Consider the following 18,227-nt stretch of genomic DNA (forward strand, 5'->3'; position numbering starts at 1 on the left):
CCTGTTGTAGCCGGGTGGGGCCTATAGAACCATTCGACGATGGTAGTAACAAGCCCACACAAAACGTCCTGATAACCGAACAAACATCCGAAATTCCACGTTCCCCCCCTGTAGATACTCTGTTCACGGTCAAGCTTTCGCGAGATGTTTTTTGCTAAAAAGCTTGGCCGTATTAAATTCTTCTCCAGAGCGCATGCATGCCCATAACCCGGTTAGGTATTTGCGCATGACCGCGCCGATGGCCTGCATTTTCTTCTTGCCGCGCGCTACCAGTGCCTCGTAGAAGGCCTTCACATTCTCATCACAACGGATTGCCGTCATCGCCGGCATGAACATCGCTGCACGCAAGTAAGCATTACCGCACTTGGACATTCGTCCTGGCCGGTTCACGCTGGTGCCTGACTGGGTCAGTCTGACATCCAGGCCTGCATAGCGGCTTACCTGTGCCGATTTAAGCGTCACTGGAAGGGTCGTCAGCTCAGCCAGTGCGGCGATGGCCGAGGCCTCTCCAACGCCGGGCGCCGCCATCATGCAGCGAAATTGCAGGCTCAGATCAGGGCATTTGGCGATGGCGTCGCGCGCAGCCTGTTTTAATCGATCGATTCGAGCGTCCAACGCGCTTATCGCGTCTTTCTCATCCTCGATCAGCAGTGCGATGCTCGTTTCTGTCGCTTGTAGCGCATGCAGCTCGTTCTTGGCTCGCGTCCGATGGCCAATCAGTCGGTTGATGTGGCGACCAATCGCACGCAGCATCATCTGTTCCGCAGTGGGCGGGACCCACAGCCTAGGCCCCATACGCTCGCCGTATTCGGCCAGCAGTTGGGCATCGATCTGGTCAGTCTTGCTGTTTTGCAACATCAGCTTGGCAAAGTTGTGGAAGCTTTTGGGGTTGATCACCGAGACCGGCAAGCCGGCGGCGTGCAATTCCATCGCAAGATCCAGGTAGTAAATACCGGTAGCCTCCATGACAACGCTCAGCGGCTTGAGACGTAGCAGCTTTTCCACAGCGGCCTTGCGACCTTTGGGCGTGTGCAGAATGTCTCCATTGCCTGCTGCTTTGCCGTTCTGCCGCCATCCCATGGCTGAACTGCGAGCACTGATATCTATGCCGACATGCGCATTCATTGCTTTTCACTTCCTTGGCTTTAGGTAAGATTGCACCTGGTTCCCCCGACCTCGAACTTCATGCCACTGCAACCTTGTAATGCGAAGTCCGACTTGTCGGCTTCTCGATACTCTTCGTGGTGGGCAATGAGGCGGGGGGGCCTCTCTACAGACAAGGTCAGGAGCAAATCCTGCCTTCAGGAGCGATCGGCCTCCCCCAGAAACGTACTTGCTGTTGAATGAATCCTTGAGCGTAACCTCTCTCATGGAATCAAGGTCAACATACAAGGAGCGAGCATGCTCGCGATGGTCGTTAACGATAACGCGCCATGTCTGACCCCGTGGTGTTCTCAGGTTTTTCGCGAGCATGCTCGCTCCTACAGGGGATTGTTACAAAATCCGTCAAAGGTGTTTATCAAAACCACGCCTATATGAATGCCACCCCCACGCCTAAAATTCGCCCCGCCAACCCGGCAAACTGAGTTAACCAAGTTACAGCCCCCACGAAGGCAGTTAACCCAAATCCAAGTAGTCCGATCCACACGCAACCCCAAAAAGGTTGCGTGACCCCACTCGACTTCAAAAAGGTAAACACTAGATGAAAGCTTTATTGGTTCTGGCCCTCACTAGCCTGTGCGCAACCGCCATGGCAGACGAGGCCCAGACTGATGTCGCGCAGCAACAACCGGCCATCGAGGATTACACCTACTCGATGCACCTGGACATCGCCAAAGTTATTTCAATGAGCGAAGTCCCCAATATGTGTGAAGTTGTCCCGATGAAAATGGAATATGACGACTCCAAAGGCCAGCGTCATATTCTGCGCTACAGCGTCATGGGTAACGGCTGCTCCAGCGGCTGATCTGACTGCGCCGAATCCGGTCTGCTCAGCAGCTTGCGGAAGGTCGATTCCAGCCCGGCTAACGTCGGGCTCAGTTGTGTCTGGACTGGTCAAAAATCGCCCACAAACACAAGATGTAGTGAAAAAGGCCCTTTTCTGCTTACTTTTTGAGCAAAACCGATTCCACGCCATTTCCACGAAAAAAAATTCTCACCCGCCAAAGCCCTGTAAACCCTCGCTCCGACCGAAATACCTGCCCTCTCGACCGCTCCATGCGCGGATTCGCCCCACCACGATCGTGAAAATTTCCCTATAATGCGGCCTTAAACGGGCCTGCAATATCCCCTTACAGGGATGAATAGCCAGTCTGAAGCCCCGCAGCAGCATTCGATGCTGATTGCGCCCATCAGTGGCTCTCGGAACCCCGTACAAATTTATGTTTATTTGCCTGCGTAGCACCGCAAAAAAACGATATCCAACGCGGCCAGCACTGCCGTGTGAAAAAACCAATCGATCAATTTTCACACGGGCACACTGGCCCTCACGCAGGAGACGACACGTCATGCTGAGCTGGGACGAATTCGACAAAGAAGACACGGAAGTAGCAGTCAAGAGCGCCAACGCTGGCCACGCCACCGAAGCCAACATGGACCGTCTCGACAGCGCCGGCGGTGCCGCCGCCCTGGAAGCTCGCGCCGTGACCGCTTCTGACTCCGCCGCTGTCGCCCGCGCCAAGGCCGCCCTGGATTCGCTCGACGTCGCCGAAGGCCTCGCCGAACTCGAAGGCGCCTCCGCCCGTGTCGCTGTCGATGAAAAGCGCATGATCAACTGCCGCGCCGACCTCAACCAGCTCGTACCGTTCAAGTACGACTGGGCCTGGCAGAAGTACCTGGACGGTTGCGCAAACCACTGGATGCCGCAAGAAGTCAACATGACCGCCGACATCGCCCTCTGGAAAGACCCGGAAGGCCTGACCGACGACGAGCGCCGCATCGTGATGCGCAACCTCGGCTTCTTCTCCACCGCCGACTCCCTGGTTGCCAACAACCTGGTCCTGGCCGTGTACCGCCTGATCACCAACCCGGAATGCCGCCAGTACATCCTGCGCCAGGCGTTCGAAGAGGCGATCCACACCCACGCCTACCAGTACTGCATCGAATCGCTGGCCATGGATGAAGGCGAAATCTTCAACATGTACCACGAGATCCCATCGGTCGCGAAAAAAGCCACCTGGGGCCTGAAATACACCCGCTCGATCTCCGATCCGAAGTTCGAAACCGGCACCGTCGAAACCGACAAAGAACTGCTGCGCAACCTGATCGCCTACTACTGCGTTCTGGAAGGCATCTTCTTCTACTGCGGCTTCACCCAGATCCTCTCCATGGGTCGCCGCAACAAAATGACCGGCGTCGCCGAGCAGTTCCAGTACATCCTGCGCGACGAATCCATGCACCTGAACTTCGGCATCGACGTGATCAACCAGATCAAAATCGAAAACCCACACCTGTGGGACGCCGAAATGAAAGAAGAAGCTTCGCAGATGATCCTGCAAGGCACCCAACTGGAAATCGAATACGCCCGCGACACCATGCCTCGCGGCGTGTTGGGCATGAATGCGGCGATGATGGAGGACTATCTGAAGTTCATCGCCAACCGTCGCCTGAGCCAGATCGGTTTGAAAGAAGAGTACCCAGGGACGACTAACCCGTTCCCTTGGATGAGCGAGATCATGGACTTGAAGAAAGAGAAGAATTTCTTTGAGACTCGCGTAATCGAGTACCAAACCGGTGGTGCGCTTAGCTGGGATTGATTCCAGAGCTAGCCACGATTTGACGACTTGAATCGGCAAATCGAAAATCTAAAAGCCCCTGATCCGTTCGGGGGCTTTTTTTATGGAGTAGGAAAACTCTTACTAACCCTCTCAGTAGTTGCTAAACCTCCCACAGAAATTACAGCTGCGTCCGTATTGAAGACCGTCTCAAGCGCTTTTAAGCTCTGTTGCAGGTGCCTAAGAAACGCCCAACGTAGAGGCAACTCCCTCACACAGTACGCATGCTGGCGCCAGCTATGTTTGCGCAATCCTGTGTGTAAAAGGAGCTGCTGGTTGGGATTTCTTTGATCCTCTACGTCGGGTTCCGGCCCTCTCCAATTTCATACGTAGAGGTAACGGATATGCCTGCAGAAATCCCGCACCGATCAGTCATGCCTGATCCTTGCAGCCCGACAGTCTTTACCCGTCATAACCTTCAACTCCATGCCCTTCTCCTGGAAAACCAAACCTGGTTCTGCGCCCGAGATATCGGTCGCTTAATGGGCGTCCATCTGAGTGATCGTATGGTCAGCAAGCTGGATAAGGATCAGCGCCGCATTTTTTGGATTGAGTATTTCCGGAAACCAGAAAAACAACTGATGCTCAGCGAGTCCGGTGTGTACGCGTTGTTGGTGTATCACTACGTCCCTGGGAATCGATTGCTGCGTGAGTGGCTGACTCATCAGGTGGTACCGGCCTTACGCGACGCTGAACCTTCGGCAAATACGGGCCGACCGATGCTGAGTTTGTTGGATTGGCCGGAGATGTCCCTGAGCCTATTGCATTGGCAGAACGAAGGTTGGATTCGGCTTCGAGACATGCCTTATCTACTGCATGATCACACGCAGCGGCGAGTGCCTGTCGCCAAGCTCTGGTGGCGGAGAATCGCGAAGATTTTTCAGTCGTCGAAGCATTCGATGGGTTGGATGACGCGCTTGTAGGATCTCCTGCAAGATCCGTCGCTATTGCTTGTAGGAAAATTCGTAGACAGTAGTAATGGCCATTCAGTATCGTCCGAGGGTTTACATCCCTCGGCGATTGTATGGATACCCAAAAGGAAAAAAGTGGCTGGAGCGATCAGGAGCTTGAGGCTTCGATCGATGCTTATCTGAAAATGCTGCGCCTTGAACTAAGCGGGAAAACGTTCAAGAAGTCAGTGGAAAGACAGCTCCTGCGTGAAGGTCCGTTGAGCAAACGTAGCGCCTCATCGGTTGAGTACCGCATGCAAAACATTTCTGCGGTGATGGAGCAATTGGATTTGCCGCGAATTACTGGGTATGTCTCAGCAAAAAATCTTGGTACGGGCGTTAGCAGCCGCATCAAAAAAATCCTCACAAAGAAGGACATTGATGAGTTCCGCAAAAACATAGAACAGGCTAAGCCATCCTTTTCAGTTCAGCTGGTTAAAGTTCATCAACCTCAAATGCACGATGCTCCATCAGGCATCTTGAACCCCAAGCTGACCAGTGCAACGGTCATGAGACTTTCGCGTGCAAATAGTGTGAAAAAATGGGTACTAGCTCGCGCTCAAGGCATTTGTGAAGGTTGTGGACAACCTGCCCCGTTTCTGAACGAAAAAAACGAACCTTTTCTTGAAGTCCATCATGTGAAATATCTTATTAATGGCGGCGCTGATAGCACGTGGAATACGGTTGCTCTTTGCCCAAACTGTCATCGACGTTGCCACCACTCAAGCGATAGATGTAAATTCACTGAGTCGCTTTATAAAAATGTTAAAGGATTAAATCCCGAGTAGCTGCGCGAATTGACCTTTGTGGTGAGGGGTTTGCCCAATTCGGTTCCGTAGAGGTCGCCAATAATCACAAGCCGTATTACTGATACACCACGTTTGCTGATTTTAGGGGCGCTTTTCGCCCCAACGGGGATAAATCCACCTCGCCACAGGTTGGTCCTCGGCTTAATGGCTGTGGTGATTTTTGGAATCGGCCAGCAGGCTGCCGGCTCCCACATTGGGAGCTACGGCGGGTTGGGAAAAAAATAGTGGCCGCCCCCTCACAACCTTGCCGCAACCACCCGTACCCCATACTGCGGAATAATCCCGTCCGCTGTAACCAACTCCAACCCTTCCGCCTGAGCCTGGGCAATCAACATCCGATCAAAGGGATCGCGGTGAATCTCCGGTAACTTGCCCGCCTGCTGTCCATGAAACAGCGAAATCGGCAGTTTGGTAAAACCCTCGTCCTCAACCAACGCCTCAAGATCCTCTGGTGCTTCCAGCATCCCTTTAGCCTGCTTGATCGATATCTCCCAGATCGAAGCGGCGCTCACCAGTACCTGATTGCGCGGCTCCCCAATCATTTGTCGAGCTGCTGCGCCTAAAGCGGGATCATCGGACAACCACCAAAGAAACACATGGGTATCCAATAACAATCGCCTCATAAGCTGCCTTCAAATCCAGCAATGATGTCTTCAGGCGTCTTGTCGAAATCCGTGGACATCCGAATTTTCCCTTTCAACCGCCCAGGCTTGCGCGCCCGAGGTGTTTCGACATGAGGTAGCAGATCCAGATATGGCTTGCCGGCCTTGGCAATTACAACCTTGTCACCATGCCATGCACGCTCAGCAAGTTGGGAGAGTTGGGATTTTGCTTCATGCATGTTTACTTGCACCAGTTCATTCATATTGCACCTCGATAAAGTTAGCTAAGCTAGCCTAAGCCGGTGATCTTCTGAAGGCAAGATGTCAGGTTCACCGTCTGTCCGGCAGGCCCTTCGCGAGTGCCGCTGGCTCGAGCGCGTGCCGAAGCTGATCTTCCAGCGCCCATATCTCCCGCTTCACTTCCATGCGCCTATCTCGGGCGGCTTGAATGCGAGACTCATCAAGGCCACCGTAACGACGTAACCAGTGAACGATCATTTCCTCATCCGGGTAGTAATAGTCTTTGTGGCCTTTACTCCCTCGCGGGGTGTCGTTCATATCACTGTCGAAGCGGCCAGCCGCGAATTCATCCGGGGGCAACGTACCCCATTCCGCGGCGCAATCCTCGAATACCCAGGAAATCTCATTGAGATGTTTTTGCGCGCCGCGATGCCCGCGTTTGAAAAACACGTACTCCCGGCAACTCTCCTGGAAACGTTCCATCATCGGCTCTTCATCGACCCAGCGAAGGATGTCGTGGTGGCCCGCATGGCGGATCAGGCCGTTTATCCAACGCTCGGCAAAACGATCGACAAAACCTTCGATGTCCGCTTTTTTCGCCTCCGCAAAAATCATGCAATAGCGGGTTTGCACATGGATGACGAACAGCACGTGCTTGCGTTGAACGGTAATGGCGTGGACCAGCCATTGTTCGGCAGACTCATCAGGCGCATCGTCCTCAATAATGGGCGATGGTGGTTTACCCACCGGGGTGATTTTCTTGCCCTTGTGGACACGACTGAAAAAGTTGGCGGCGGCTTCGGTGCAATTGAAGATCAACATCCTGGTTCTCTGTTAGAAGGCGGGTGATAGCGGTTGTCAGTCCGGCCGCACGATCTCATCAGCCCATTCAATCTCATAGGGCTGGCGAACAGCGTCAGCAATCTCTTCCCGCGCCGCTTCGCTGAGGACCGACAGCTCTGCATCGGTCAGCAAGTCGTGCCTGACCATCATTCTCAAAGCCATAAGTGCGTTAGAGCGACTGTAAGGATCGAAAGTCCGGACGATGTCTTTGTCCCGGTCGCGCATCAGCCGATAAAGCATCCCATACCTGGCTTGAGCCGAACGCGCACCATGTTGAGTGATGGTCTGGGCATCGGCTAACACACCTTGGCAGAAACGGTCGAGCGCAAGCTTGTGCAGTTCCTTGAACTTCTTCCAGTCGCTTTCGATGATGGACATGAGCATTACCTCTGCGAAGAATCATTGACGAAGTAAAACTGAATCTTGCTAAAAAGTCCTGTCGCATTCAGGTCATCACTGTCCGACAGGCGCCGCAATCAAACGCTTATCCGCTTTGCCGACTCAACGAAGTCCAAAGCAGCTGCGCCGCATACCCTCGATAAGGCCGCCACCCCTCAGCCCGCGCCAACAACTGTCGAGCCGTCACCGGCCCACCCTCCAGTGCCGCCAACGCATTGATCAGCCCCACATCTCCATTCGGCAACCCATCCATTTCCCGCATCTGCCGCAGGGCGATGTATTGCGCCGTCCAGTCGCCAATGCCATACAACGCCAGCAACCGTGCCACGCCGCCCTGCCGACCGGGTTCAAACAATAGGGGATCATCGAGTAACGCCTGGGCCACGCCCGATAGCGTACGGCCTCGGCTTTTCGGCATTCCCAATGTCGCAAGGTCCGCCGCCGCCAACACTGCCGCCTCGGGAAACACATGGGTCAAATTACCGCGCGCCGAGGTCAATGGCGCGCCATATTGCGCCACCAGTTTCCCCGCCAGTTTGATGGCCGCGCCTACGGTAATCTGCTGCCCCAATACCGCACGAATCGCCAGTTCCAGACCGTCCCACGTCCCCGGCACGCGCAGCCCGGGACGTTCCGCAATCAACCGTGCCAGCATTGGGTCAGCCGCCAGATGCCGATGAATCGTGATCAGATCGGCATCCAGATCAAACATCCGCCGCAGCCTGGCGACGATCTCTGGCACTGCGCTGGTATCGGAAAAGTCCAGCGTCAGCTCCAGTGAATCCGCCGTCGCAGGCTTGATCGATAGCGTGCCGTGCCCCCCGTTCAAGCCGATGCTGCGCGAGTAGACGTCGTCGACCACTTCTTCGATTCCGGCGATCGCCCGTGCCGACAGGAACCCCAGCATCGCGGGCCAGTCGTAGGGCGGCTGGAACGCCAGCAGCAACCTCACAGGCTGAGCAATCCGCTGTACAGCCCATATGCCGCCAACCCGGCAGCGCCGATGACGCAAGTAAATATACCCTTCTCGATGAGGGTGAACACCGGCTTGCCCTGCTCACGCCTGGCCTTGGCGAACAGGATCACGCCCGGCGCATAGAGCAGCGCCGAGAGCAGCAAGTACTTCACGCCACCGGCATACAGCAACCACACCGCGTAGCTCAGGGCGATGCCGCCGATCAGCAGGTCCTTGGTCCTTTCGGCGGACGCGTGTTCATAGGTTTCACCGCGCCCGCTCAACAATACCGCATAAGCCGCCGACCACAGGTACGGCACCAGGATCATCGATGAAGCGAGGTAGATCAGGCTGGTGTAGGTGCCGGCGGAAAACAGCGTGATCAGCAAAAACAGCTGAATCATCACGTTGGTCATCCACAACGCATTGACCGGCACATGGTTGGCGTTTTCCTTGGTCAGGAACGCCGGCATGGTCTTGTCCCTGGCCGTGGCAAACAGGATCTCCGCACAAAGCAACGCCCAGGACAGCAAGGCACCCAACAGTGAAATCCCCAGGCCGATACTGATCAGCAACGCGCCCCACGGGCCGACGATATGCTCCAGCACCGATGCCAGCGACGGGTTCTGCAAGGTGGCGAGTTCCGGTTGACTCAGGATTCCCAGCGACAGCACGTTGACCAACACCAGCAGCGCCAGCACCCCGAGAAATCCGATGACCGTGGCCCGGCCCACATCCGCGCGTTTCTCCGCCCGCGCCGAGTAGACACTGGCCCCCTCGATGCCGATGAACACGAACACCGTGACCAGCATCATGTTGCGTACCTGGTCCATCACGCTGCCGAAACTCGGGTTGCTGCGTCCCCAGATGTCACGGGTAAAGACGTCCGCTCTGAACGCCACGGCGGCGATCACGATGAACATGATCAGCGGCACGATCTTGGCCACGGTCGTCAGCAGGTTGATGAACGCTGCCTCCTTGATTCCGCGCATCACCACGAAATGCACCGTCCACAGCAGCACCGACGCACAGGCGATGGCGATCGGTGTGTTGCCTTCGCCGAACACCGGAAAGAAAAACCCCAGGGTGCTGAACAGCAGCACGAAGTAACCGACGTTGCCCAGCCAGGCGCTGATCCAGTAGCCCCATGCCGAAGAGAATCCCATGTAATCGCCGAATCCGGCTTTGGCGTAGGCGTATACCCCCGAGTCCAGTTCCGGCTTGCGGTTGGCCAGGGTCTGGAACACGAACGCGAGGGTGAGCATGCCGACGGCGGTGATGGACCAGCCAATCAGGATCGCGCCCGCATCGGCCTTGGCCGCCATGTTCTGCGGCAGGGAAAAGATCCCGCCGCCAATCATCGACCCCACCACCAGGGCGATCAGTGCGCTCAGGCGAAGCTTTTGCGTCGATTGCGACATGGGCGGCGTCTCCAGTTCCCAAGGGGCGGCAGTAGCCGCGAGATCGTCACTAAACCTGTATTAACTAAATGGATGAAGCGTAATGACGTTTATTGGATAACGCCAACCAACGGCCTTTTAATTCCCAAATATGTCGAAATGGGCATCGATATAATCATTCGCTTTATACGAGTTTTAAATAAGCCATTTCTGTTCTTACAACCATGAGGAAAATTTGCGAATTGAAAAAAAGGGACTAGCGTCATACATCGCAAGGAATGCGAAAAAGTTTCAACAAAAATTCAACGAAGCCTCTGGAACAAGCATTACCGGCAATCGTAGTGTGCGCGCCAATCTTTCAGTTATTAACAATGGAATGTAGACCTGGATTGATCTAAGTCAGTCGACTGAATGGCTGGCGGACTTAGTCTCGTTGTCTCTCTTCTCCTGCAATGGAGTCACTGAATGTCTGAAGCTCCCGGAAAACTGAAACTCGGCGCACTGGTTGCATTGGTCGTCGGTTCGATGATTGGTGGCGGTATCTTTTCCCTGCCGCAAAACATGGCAGCCAGTGCTGACGTCGGTGCCATTCTGATTGGCTGGGCGATCACCGCTGTCGGCATGCTCACCCTCGCGTTTGTCTTCCAGACGCTGGCCAACCGCAAGCCTGACCTGGACGGCGGGGTCTACGCCTACGCCAAGGCCGGTTTCGGCGACTACATGGGTTTTTCTTCGGCCTGGGGTTACTGGATCAGTGCCTGGCTGGGCAACGTCGGTTACTTCGTGCTGTTGTTCAGCACCCTGGGCTACTTCTTCCCGGTGTTCGGCGAGGGCAATACCGTCGCCGCCGTGATCGGCGCGTCCGTGTTGCTATGGGCCGTGCATTTGCTCGTGTTGCGGGGGATCAAGGAAGCGGCGTTCATCAACCTGGTCACCACGGTCGCCAAGATCGTACCGCTGATACTGTTTGTGCTGATTGCGATTTTCGCCTTCAAACTGGAGATCTTCACCGCCGACATCTGGGGCCTGAAGAATCCGGACCTGGGCAGCGTGATGAACCAGGTGCGCAAGATGATGCTGGTCACCGTGTGGGTGTTCATCGGCATCGAAGGCGCGAGCATTTTCTCGGCGCGTGCGCAAAAACGCAGTGATGTGGGTAAAGCCACGGTGATCGGTTTTATCACCGTGCTGCTGATCCTGGTGCTGGTGAATGTGCTGTCGCTGGGCATCATGACCCAACCGGAACTGGCCAAGTTGCAGAACCCGTCGATGGCCGCCGTGCTGGAGCACGTGGTGGGTCAGTGGGGGGCGGTGCTGATCAGCGTCGGCCTGATCATCTCGTTGCTCGGAGCGCTGCTGTCGTGGGTGCTGCTGTGCGCGGAGATCATGTTCGCCGCCGCCAAGGACCACACCATGCCGGCGTTCCTGCGCAAGGAAAACGCCAACCAGGTACCGGTCAACGCCCTATGGCTGACCAATGCCATGGTGCAGATATTCCTGGTCATCACGCTGTTTTCGGCCAGCACTTACCTGTCGCTGATCTACCTCGCCACCTCGATGATTCTGGTGCCGTACCTGTGGTCGGCGGCGTACGCCCTGCTGTTGGCCGTGCGCGGCGAAACCTACGAAGGCGCGGCGGGCGAGCGCCAGAAGGATCTGATCATTGGCGCCGTGGCCCTGATCTACGCGGTCTGGCTGTTGTACGCCGGTGGCATCAAATACCTGCTGCTCTCGGCCCTGCTCTACGCCCCCGGGGTGATCCTGTTCGCCAAGGCCAAGCTGGAACTCAAAAAACCGGTTTTCACCAACGTCGAGAAGCTGATTTTCGCCTTGGTGGTCGTCGGCGCCCTGGTGGCGGCCTACGGCCTCTACGACGGCTTCCTGACCCTGTAACACGATTGTTTTGTCATCTGGAGGTTCACTGAAATGACCACGGAAAAAGTTAAGTACGGCGTCCATTCCGAAGCCGGCAAACTGCGCAAAGTCATGGTTTGCTCCCCAGGACTTGCCCATCAGCGGCTGACCCCGAACAACTGCGACGAACTGCTTTTCGATGATGTGCTGTGGGTAGCCCAGGCCAAGCGCGACCATTTCGATTTCGTCACCAAAATGCGCGAACGCAATGTCGATGTGCTGGAAATGCACAACCTGCTGACCGACATTGTCGCCATCCCCGACGCCCTGGACTGGATTCTTGAACGCAAGATCACCGCCGATTCGGTGGGCCTGGGCCTGATCAATGAAACCGGCTCGTGGCTGCGCAGCCTGGAGCCGCGCAAGATCGCCGAGTTCCTGATCGGTGGTGTCTCAGCCGATGACCTGCCGGACAGTTTCGGCGGCAAGACCATCGAGATGTTCCGCGACTTCCTCGGCCACTCCAGCTTCATTCTGCCGCCACTGCCCAACACCCAATTCACCCGCGACACCACCTGCTGGATCTACGGTGGTGTCACGCTCAACCCTATGTACTGGCCGGCGCGCCGCCAGGAAACCCTGCTGACCACCGCCATCTACAAGTTTCATCCGCAATTCACCAACGCCGACTTCCAGATCTGGTACGGCGATCCGGATGTGGAGCACGGTAACTCCACCCTTGAAGGCGGCGACGTGATGCCGATCGGCAACGGCGTGGTGTTGATTGGCATGGGCGAACGCTCTTCGCGCCAGGCCATCGGCCAACTGGCGGTCAACCTGTTCAAGAACAAAGCCGTCGAGAAAGTCATAGTCGCCGGCCTGCCGAAATCCCGCGCGGCGATGCACCTGGACACCGTGTTCAGTTTCTGCGACCGCGATGTAGTGACCATCTTCCCGGAAGTGGTGAACCAGATCGTCGCCTTCACCCTGCGCCCCGATGAAAGCAAACCGGGTGGCATCGACATCCGCCGCGAAGAAACCAACTTCCTCGACACCGTGGCCCAGGCCCTCAACCTCAAGGCCCTGCGCGTCGTCGAAACCGGCGGCAACAGTTTCGCCGCCGAACGCGAGCAATGGGATGACGGCAACAACGTGGTCGCCGTGGAGCCCGGCGTGGTCATCGGCTATGACCGCAACACCTACACCAACACCCTGCTGCGCAAGGCCGGGGTGGAGGTCATCACCATCAGCGCCGGCGAACTCGGACGCGGTCGCGGCGGTGGCCACTGCATGACCTGCCCGATCATCCGCGATCCGATCGACTACTAACTTATCAGCCTTGGCCCGCACTGACCGAGTGCGGGCCAACGGGATAACCGACACCTTAGGAGATCCAAAATGGCGTTCAATATCCATAACCGCAATCTGCTGAGCCTGGAACACCACACCCCTCGCGAATTGCGCTACCTGCTCGACCTGTCCCGCGATCTCAAGCGCGCCAAATACACCGGCACCGAACAGCAACACCTCAAGGGCAACAACATCGCGCTGATCTTCGAAAAAACCTCGACCCGCACCCGCTGTGCGTTCGAAGTCGCCGCCTATGACCAGGGTGCCAACGTCACCTACATCGACCCGAACTCCTCGCAGATCGGCCACAAGGAAAGCATGAAGGACACCGCCCGCGTGCTCGGGCGCATGTACGACGCCATCGAGTACCGTGGCTTCAAACAGGAAATCGTCGAGGAACTGGCCAAGTTTGCCGGCGTGCCGGTGTTCAACGGCCTGACCGATGAATATCACCCGACGCAAATGATCGCCGACGTGCTGACCATGCGTGAACACGCCGACAAGCCGATCCACGACATCAGCTACGCCTACCTTGGGGATGCGCGTAACAACATGGGCAATTCGCTGCTGCTGATCGGCGCCAAACTGGGCATGGACGTGCGCATCTGCGCGCCGAAGGCCCTGTGGCCGGCGGACGACCTGGTGGCCCGCTGCAAACAGTACGGTGAAGAAAGCGGCGCGCGGATCACCCTCACCGAAGACCCGAAAGCCGCAGTCAAGGGCGTGGACTTCATCCACACCGACGTCTGGGTCTCCATGGGCGAGCCGGTCGAAGCCTGGGCCGAACGCATCCAGCAATTGCTGCCGTATCAGGTGAATGCCGAACTGATGAAAGCCACCGGCAACCCGCGCACCAAGTTCATGCACTGCCTGCCGGCCTTCCACAACAGCGACACCAAGATCGGCAAGCAAATTGCCGAGCAGTACCCGAACCTGAAGAACGGCATCGAAGTGACCGATGACGTGTTCGAGTCGCCGGCCTGCATCGCCTTCGAGCAAGCGGAAAATCGTATGCACACGATCAAGGCGATTCTGGTGTCGACCTTGGCTGACTTGTAGGGACTGAAGCCCCCTCCATCCGATCGTTCCCACGCTCTGCGTGGGAATGCCGCCACGGACGCTCCGCGTCCGATGTGACGCGGAGCGTCACGGGATGCATTCCCACGGGGACCGTGGGAACGATCAAACTGAAAGGACATGCACCATGCGTATCGTCGTTGCTCTGGGCGGTAACGCCCTGCTCCGCCGGGGTGAACCCATGACCGCGGACAACCAGCGCGCCAATATCCGGATCGCCACCGAGCAGATCGCCAAGATCCATCCCGGCAACCAACTGGTCATCGCCCACGGCAATGGCCCGCAAGTCGGCCTGCTGTCGTTGCAGGCGGCGGCCTACACCTCGGTGTCGCCTTACCCGCTGGACGTACTCGGCGCCGAAACCGAAGGCATGATCGGCTACATCATCGAACAGGAACTGGGCAATCTGCTGGACTTCGAGGTGCCATTCGCCACCTTGCTGACCCAAGTCGAAGTCGATGCCAACGACCCGGCCTTCCAGAACCCCACCAAACCCATCGGTCCGGTGTACACCAAGGCCGAGGCAGAAAAACTCGCTGCTGAAAAAGGCTGGGCCATTGCCCCCGATGGCGACAAATACCGCCGTGTGGTCGCCAGCCCCAAACCCAAACGCATCTTCGAAATCCGCCCGATCAAATGGCTGCTGGAAAAAAGCAGCATCGTGATCTGCGCCGGCGGTGGCGGCATTCCGACCATGTACACCGCACCCGGCAAACTTGAAGGCGTCGAAGCGGTGATCGACAAAGACCTGTGCTCGGCGCTGCTGGCCGAACAGCTGGAAGCCGATCTGTTGGTGATTGCCACCGACGTCAACGCCGCCTTTATCGACTTCGGCAAACCCACGCAGAAAGCCATTGCCCAGGCGCACCCCGACGAAATGGAAAAACTCGGCTTCGCGGCCGGCTCCATGGGACCGAAGGTGCAGGCAGCCTGCGAATTCGCGCGCCATACTGGAAAGGTCGCGGTGATTGGCTCACTCGCGGATATCGAAGCGATCGTCCAGGGCAAGGCCGGCACCCGCATCAGCACGGCGACACCTGGCATTACCTACTCGTAAGGAGAGACGCCCATGGCACAGTTTGAGCCAGGTCACTTGCACATTGAGCGTCATGCGCTGACACCGGATGATGTCAGCTACAACGTGCACCTCGACTATGAAGTCAGCAAGAATGACAAAGGTGAAAAAGGCATCCAGTTCACCATGCATGGCAGCATTCAGGGCAAGGAGATGTCAGAGCCCTTCTTCCTGCCCAAGGAGGAGGCCTACAACTTCGCCAGGGATGTGACGAGAATTGCCGAGAAGTACGGAATTCCGAAAACACACAGCCAGATCGGCTCGATCCACAAGCATTACGATTTGATGTTTGAAGATATCCGGGAGCAGTTGAAAATGAAATCCGGTGACCCGGTAAACCCCGAGCACTTCGAATAACCCGAACACACATTCTGTGGTCAACCCAAACCACTGTGGGAGCGGGCTTGCCCGCGATAGCGGTACATCTGTCACATCAATGCCGGATCTGCCGCCGTCATCGCGGGTAAGCCCGCTCCCACAGGGAACTTTCATTACCGCAATATCCCGCGCTGGATTTCACCTTACCCCCTGCTCCAAGGCATACTTGCCACCCTCCGCATTCCAGAACCCAAAACCGCACCATGCGTATCCACGTCAGCTTCATCGATCGCGTCGGCATCACCCAGGAAGTCCTGGCCTTGCTCGGTGGACGTAACCTCAATCTGGATGCGGTGGAAATGGTCCCGCCCAACGTCTACATCGACGCCCCGACTCTGAGGCCGGAAGTCCTGGAAGAACTGCGCGATGCGCTGCTGAGCGTGCGTGGCGTGCAGGCGATGACAGTGGTCGACATTCTTCCCGGCCAGCGTCGGCACTTGCAGCTCGATGCGCTGCTCGCGGCGATGACCGACCCGGTGCTTGCGCTGGACAGCGCCGGCAAGGTGTTGCTGGCCAATCCGGCGTTGATTGATTTGTACGGTCGCGAGCCGGCCGGAGAAAGTGTCGCCGACCTGTTCGCCGACCCGGCGCTGCTCGATGCGCTGCTCGAACACGGTTTTCGCTTGCCACTGCGGGAAATAACCGTCAACGGCCAGACGTTGTTGCTGGACGCCACACCCATCACCGACGCCGGCGCCCTGCTGACCCTGTATCAACCGAATCGCATCGGTGAGCGCCTTTCGGCACTGCACCATGATCACGCCGAAGGCTTCGATGCGCTGCTTGGTGAATCGCCGGTGATTCGCACGCTCAAGGTCCGCGCGCAACGGGTCGCGGCACTCGATGCACCGCTGTTGATCCAGGGCGAAACCGGCACCGGCAAGGAACTGGTGGCCCGGGCTTGCCACGCCATCAGTGCACGACACAACTCACCGTTTTTGGCGTTGAACTGTGCAGCATTGCCGGAGAACCTCGCCGAAAGCGAACTGTTCGGCTACGCCCCCGGCGCCTTCACCGGCGCGCAACGGGGCGGCAAGCCGGGGCTGATGGAACTGGCCAACCAGGGCACGGTGTTTCTCGACGAAATCGGCGAGATGTCACCGTACTTGCAGGCCAAATTGCTGCGATTCCTCAACGATGGCAGCTTCCGTCGGGTCGGCGGCGATCGCGAGGTCAAGGTTAACGTGCGGATCCTCAGCGCGACCCACCGCGACCTGGAAAAAATGGTCAGCGAAGGTTTGTTCCGCGAAGACCTGTTTTACCGCCTCAACGTGCTCAATGTCGAAGTCCCGCCCCTGCGCGAACGCGGACAGGACATCCTGCTCCTGGCCCGCTACTTCATGCAGCAGGCCTGCGCACAGATCCAGCGCCCGGTCTGCCGCCTGGCGCCGGGCACTTATCCGGCGTTGCTGGGCAACCGCTGGCCGGGCAACGTGCGGCAACTGCAAAACGTGATCTTCCGTGCAGCGGCCATTTGCGAAAGCAGTCTGGTGGACATTGGCGACCTCGACATCGCCGGTACCTCGGTGGCACGCCAAGGCGATCACGATGTCGACAGCCTGGAGCAAGCCATGGATGAATTCGAGAAAACCCTGTTGGAAAAGCTCTACGTCAGCTACCCCTCGACCCGCCAACTGGCCACCCGCCTGCAAACCTCCCACACAGCGATTGCCCATCGGTTGCGCAAGTACGGGATTCCCAACAAAGCCTGAGGTGCTGATTGATCGTTCCCACGCTCCGCGTGGGAATGCAGCCCGGGACGCTCTGCGTCCCAAAGCGTGACGCAGAGCGTCACAAGAGGCGTTCCCACGCAGAGCGTGGGAATCAAAAAAATATCACTGAAAGCGACCTCCACCTGTACTGAAAGCGCTACAGCGGAACGATATCGCTACACCCCTCTCCAACCAGCCCTGCGCAAGGCTTTGATCCAGTTCAGCTTTTTTCTTCTGCTGCGGCTGTAGCGATTTCGCTACAGGCTGTCGTTTTCGTCGAACCACAAAACAACATAAATCATTGATTTATAACGATAAAAAAACATTGGCCGCGTTCTTGCTTAGTAACCCCTCATAAATCAGGGCATTGCCCAAGCATTCAATCGCGTCCACCAGACGAGTCTGGCCCCCTAGGAGTTTCCATGAGCGAGTTGCGTTTTACTGAAGATCACGAATGGCTGCGCACCGAAGCTGACGGCAGCGTCACAGTCGGCATCACCGCTTTCGCGCAAAACGCACTGGGCGACGTGGTTTTCGTACAACTGCCAGAGCTGCAGTCCTACGAAAAAGGCGCTGAAGCAGCCACCGTGGAATCGGTAAAAGCTGCCAGCGGCGTGTACATGCCACTGGATGGAGAAGTATTGGAAGTGAACCCGGCGCTGGACGGCAGCCCGGAGCTGGTCAACGAAGATCCGCTGGGCGAAGGCTGGTTCTTCCGCTTCCAGCCAAGCGACGCTTCGGCGGTCGCCAAACTGCTGGATCAGGACGCGTACGACCGTCTGATCAAAGCCCAAGCCGAAGCCTGAGGAG

The 18,227-nt window shown here is 57.1% G+C and carries 18 protein-coding genes; 11 read left to right on the forward strand and 7 right to left on the reverse strand.

The features are described 5' to 3' along the window. Positions 1-129: 129 nt before the first annotated feature. Positions 130-1,125 carry an IS110 family RNA-guided transposase gene (locus ACA058_RS24675; protein ID WP_497634894.1) on the reverse strand — a complete coding sequence of 332 codons (996 nt, stop codon included), beginning with the start codon at positions 1,123-1,125 and terminating at the stop codon, positions 130-132. A 577-nt stretch (positions 1,126-1,702) separates the two neighbouring features. Here ACA058_RS24675 and ACA058_RS24680 point away from each other — a divergent pair. From ACA058_RS24680 to ACA058_RS24695, 4 genes are all read left to right on the forward strand, one after another. Beyond that, positions 1,703-1,966: a DUF2790 domain-containing protein gene (locus ACA058_RS24680; RefSeq protein WP_497636298.1), complete on the forward strand. Its 264-nt coding sequence runs from the start codon at positions 1,703-1,705 to the stop codon at positions 1,964-1,966. 541 nt (positions 1,967-2,507) lie between these two features. After that, positions 2,508-3,755 carry a ribonucleotide-diphosphate reductase subunit beta gene (locus ACA058_RS24685; RefSeq protein WP_108215199.1) on the forward strand — a complete coding sequence of 416 codons (1,248 nt, stop codon included), beginning with the start codon at positions 2,508-2,510 and terminating at the stop codon, positions 3,753-3,755. A gap of 392 nt (positions 3,756-4,147) precedes the next feature. Then, positions 4,148-4,696, forward strand: coding sequence for a BRO-N domain-containing protein (locus ACA058_RS24690; protein ID WP_497639996.1), 549 nt, complete (start codon positions 4,148-4,150; stop codon positions 4,694-4,696). Positions 4,697-4,797: 101 nt separating this feature from the next. Continuing rightward, the gene (locus ACA058_RS24695; RefSeq protein ID WP_497636300.1) at positions 4,798-5,511 is read left to right on the forward strand and encodes an HNH endonuclease; all 714 of its coding nucleotides are present in this window, start codon (positions 4,798-4,800) and stop codon (positions 5,509-5,511) included. A gap of 257 nt (positions 5,512-5,768) precedes the next feature. Here the strand turns inward: ACA058_RS24695 and ACA058_RS24700 are convergent, their stop codons facing one another. The 6 genes from ACA058_RS24700 to arcD (ACA058_RS24725) form a co-directional block, all read right to left on the reverse strand. After that, positions 5,769-6,140 (reverse strand): type II toxin-antitoxin system VapC family toxin, encoded by a 372-nt coding sequence (locus ACA058_RS24700; RefSeq protein WP_497636301.1) that lies wholly within the window; start codon positions 6,138-6,140, stop codon positions 5,769-5,771. An 11-nt stretch (positions 6,141-6,151) separates the two neighbouring features. Continuing rightward, positions 6,152-6,397, reverse strand: a complete 246-nt coding sequence (locus tag ACA058_RS24705) for a type II toxin-antitoxin system Phd/YefM family antitoxin (protein WP_497636302.1) — start codon at positions 6,395-6,397, stop codon at positions 6,152-6,154. Positions 6,398-6,464: 67 nt separating this feature from the next. After that, the gene (locus tag ACA058_RS24710; RefSeq protein WP_497636303.1) at positions 6,465-7,196 is read right to left on the reverse strand and encodes a DUF6933 domain-containing protein; all 732 of its coding nucleotides are present in this window, start codon (positions 7,194-7,196) and stop codon (positions 6,465-6,467) included. Positions 7,197-7,232: 36 nt separating this feature from the next. After that, the gene (locus tag ACA058_RS24715) at positions 7,233-7,595 is read right to left on the reverse strand and encodes a hypothetical protein (protein ID WP_497636304.1); all 363 of its coding nucleotides are present in this window, start codon (positions 7,593-7,595) and stop codon (positions 7,233-7,235) included. Positions 7,596-7,701: 106 nt separating this feature from the next. Further along, complete coding sequence (locus ACA058_RS24720; protein ID WP_497636305.1) at positions 7,702-8,568, reverse strand: DNA-3-methyladenine glycosylase family protein; 867 nt, start codon at positions 8,566-8,568, stop codon at positions 7,702-7,704. After that, the gene (gene arcD / locus ACA058_RS24725) at positions 8,565-9,992 is read right to left on the reverse strand and encodes an arginine-ornithine antiporter (RefSeq protein ID WP_497636306.1); all 1,428 of its coding nucleotides are present in this window, start codon (positions 9,990-9,992) and stop codon (positions 8,565-8,567) included. The genes ACA058_RS24720 and arcD (ACA058_RS24725) overlap by 4 nt, the downstream gene beginning before the upstream one ends. Positions 9,993-10,436: 444 nt before the next feature. Between arcD (ACA058_RS24725) and arcD (ACA058_RS24730) the strand changes: the two genes are divergently transcribed. From arcD (ACA058_RS24730) to gcvH, 7 genes are all read left to right on the forward strand, one after another. Then, on the forward strand, positions 10,437-11,864 hold the full coding sequence (gene arcD / locus ACA058_RS24730) for an arginine-ornithine antiporter (protein WP_497636307.1): 1,428 nt from the start codon (positions 10,437-10,439) through the stop codon (positions 11,862-11,864). A 33-nt stretch (positions 11,865-11,897) separates the two neighbouring features. Next, positions 11,898-13,154: an arginine deiminase gene (gene arcA / locus ACA058_RS24735; RefSeq protein WP_497636308.1), complete on the forward strand. Its 1,257-nt coding sequence runs from the start codon at positions 11,898-11,900 to the stop codon at positions 13,152-13,154. A 69-nt stretch (positions 13,155-13,223) separates the two neighbouring features. Further along, the gene (locus ACA058_RS24740) at positions 13,224-14,234 is read left to right on the forward strand and encodes an ornithine carbamoyltransferase (protein ID WP_497636309.1); all 1,011 of its coding nucleotides are present in this window, start codon (positions 13,224-13,226) and stop codon (positions 14,232-14,234) included. A gap of 145 nt (positions 14,235-14,379) precedes the next feature. Further along, positions 14,380-15,309: a carbamate kinase gene (gene arcC / locus ACA058_RS24745; RefSeq protein ID WP_497636310.1), complete on the forward strand. Its 930-nt coding sequence runs from the start codon at positions 14,380-14,382 to the stop codon at positions 15,307-15,309. 12 nt (positions 15,310-15,321) lie between these two features. Next, on the forward strand, positions 15,322-15,684 hold the full coding sequence (locus ACA058_RS24750; RefSeq protein ID WP_497636311.1) for a DUF5064 family protein: 363 nt from the start codon (positions 15,322-15,324) through the stop codon (positions 15,682-15,684). Positions 15,685-15,908: 224 nt separating this feature from the next. Further along, positions 15,909-17,417, forward strand: coding sequence for a transcriptional regulator GcsR (gcsR, locus tag ACA058_RS24755; protein WP_497636312.1), 1,509 nt, complete (start codon positions 15,909-15,911; stop codon positions 17,415-17,417). 422 nt (positions 17,418-17,839) lie between these two features. Further along, a complete protein-coding gene (gene gcvH / locus ACA058_RS24760; protein ID WP_497636313.1) occupies positions 17,840-18,223 on the forward strand; it encodes a glycine cleavage system protein GcvH in 384 nt (127 codons plus the stop codon). The last annotated feature ends 4 nt before the right edge of the window (positions 18,224-18,227 follow it).

This window comes from Pseudomonas sp. LBUM1649, from assembly GCF_059716155.1.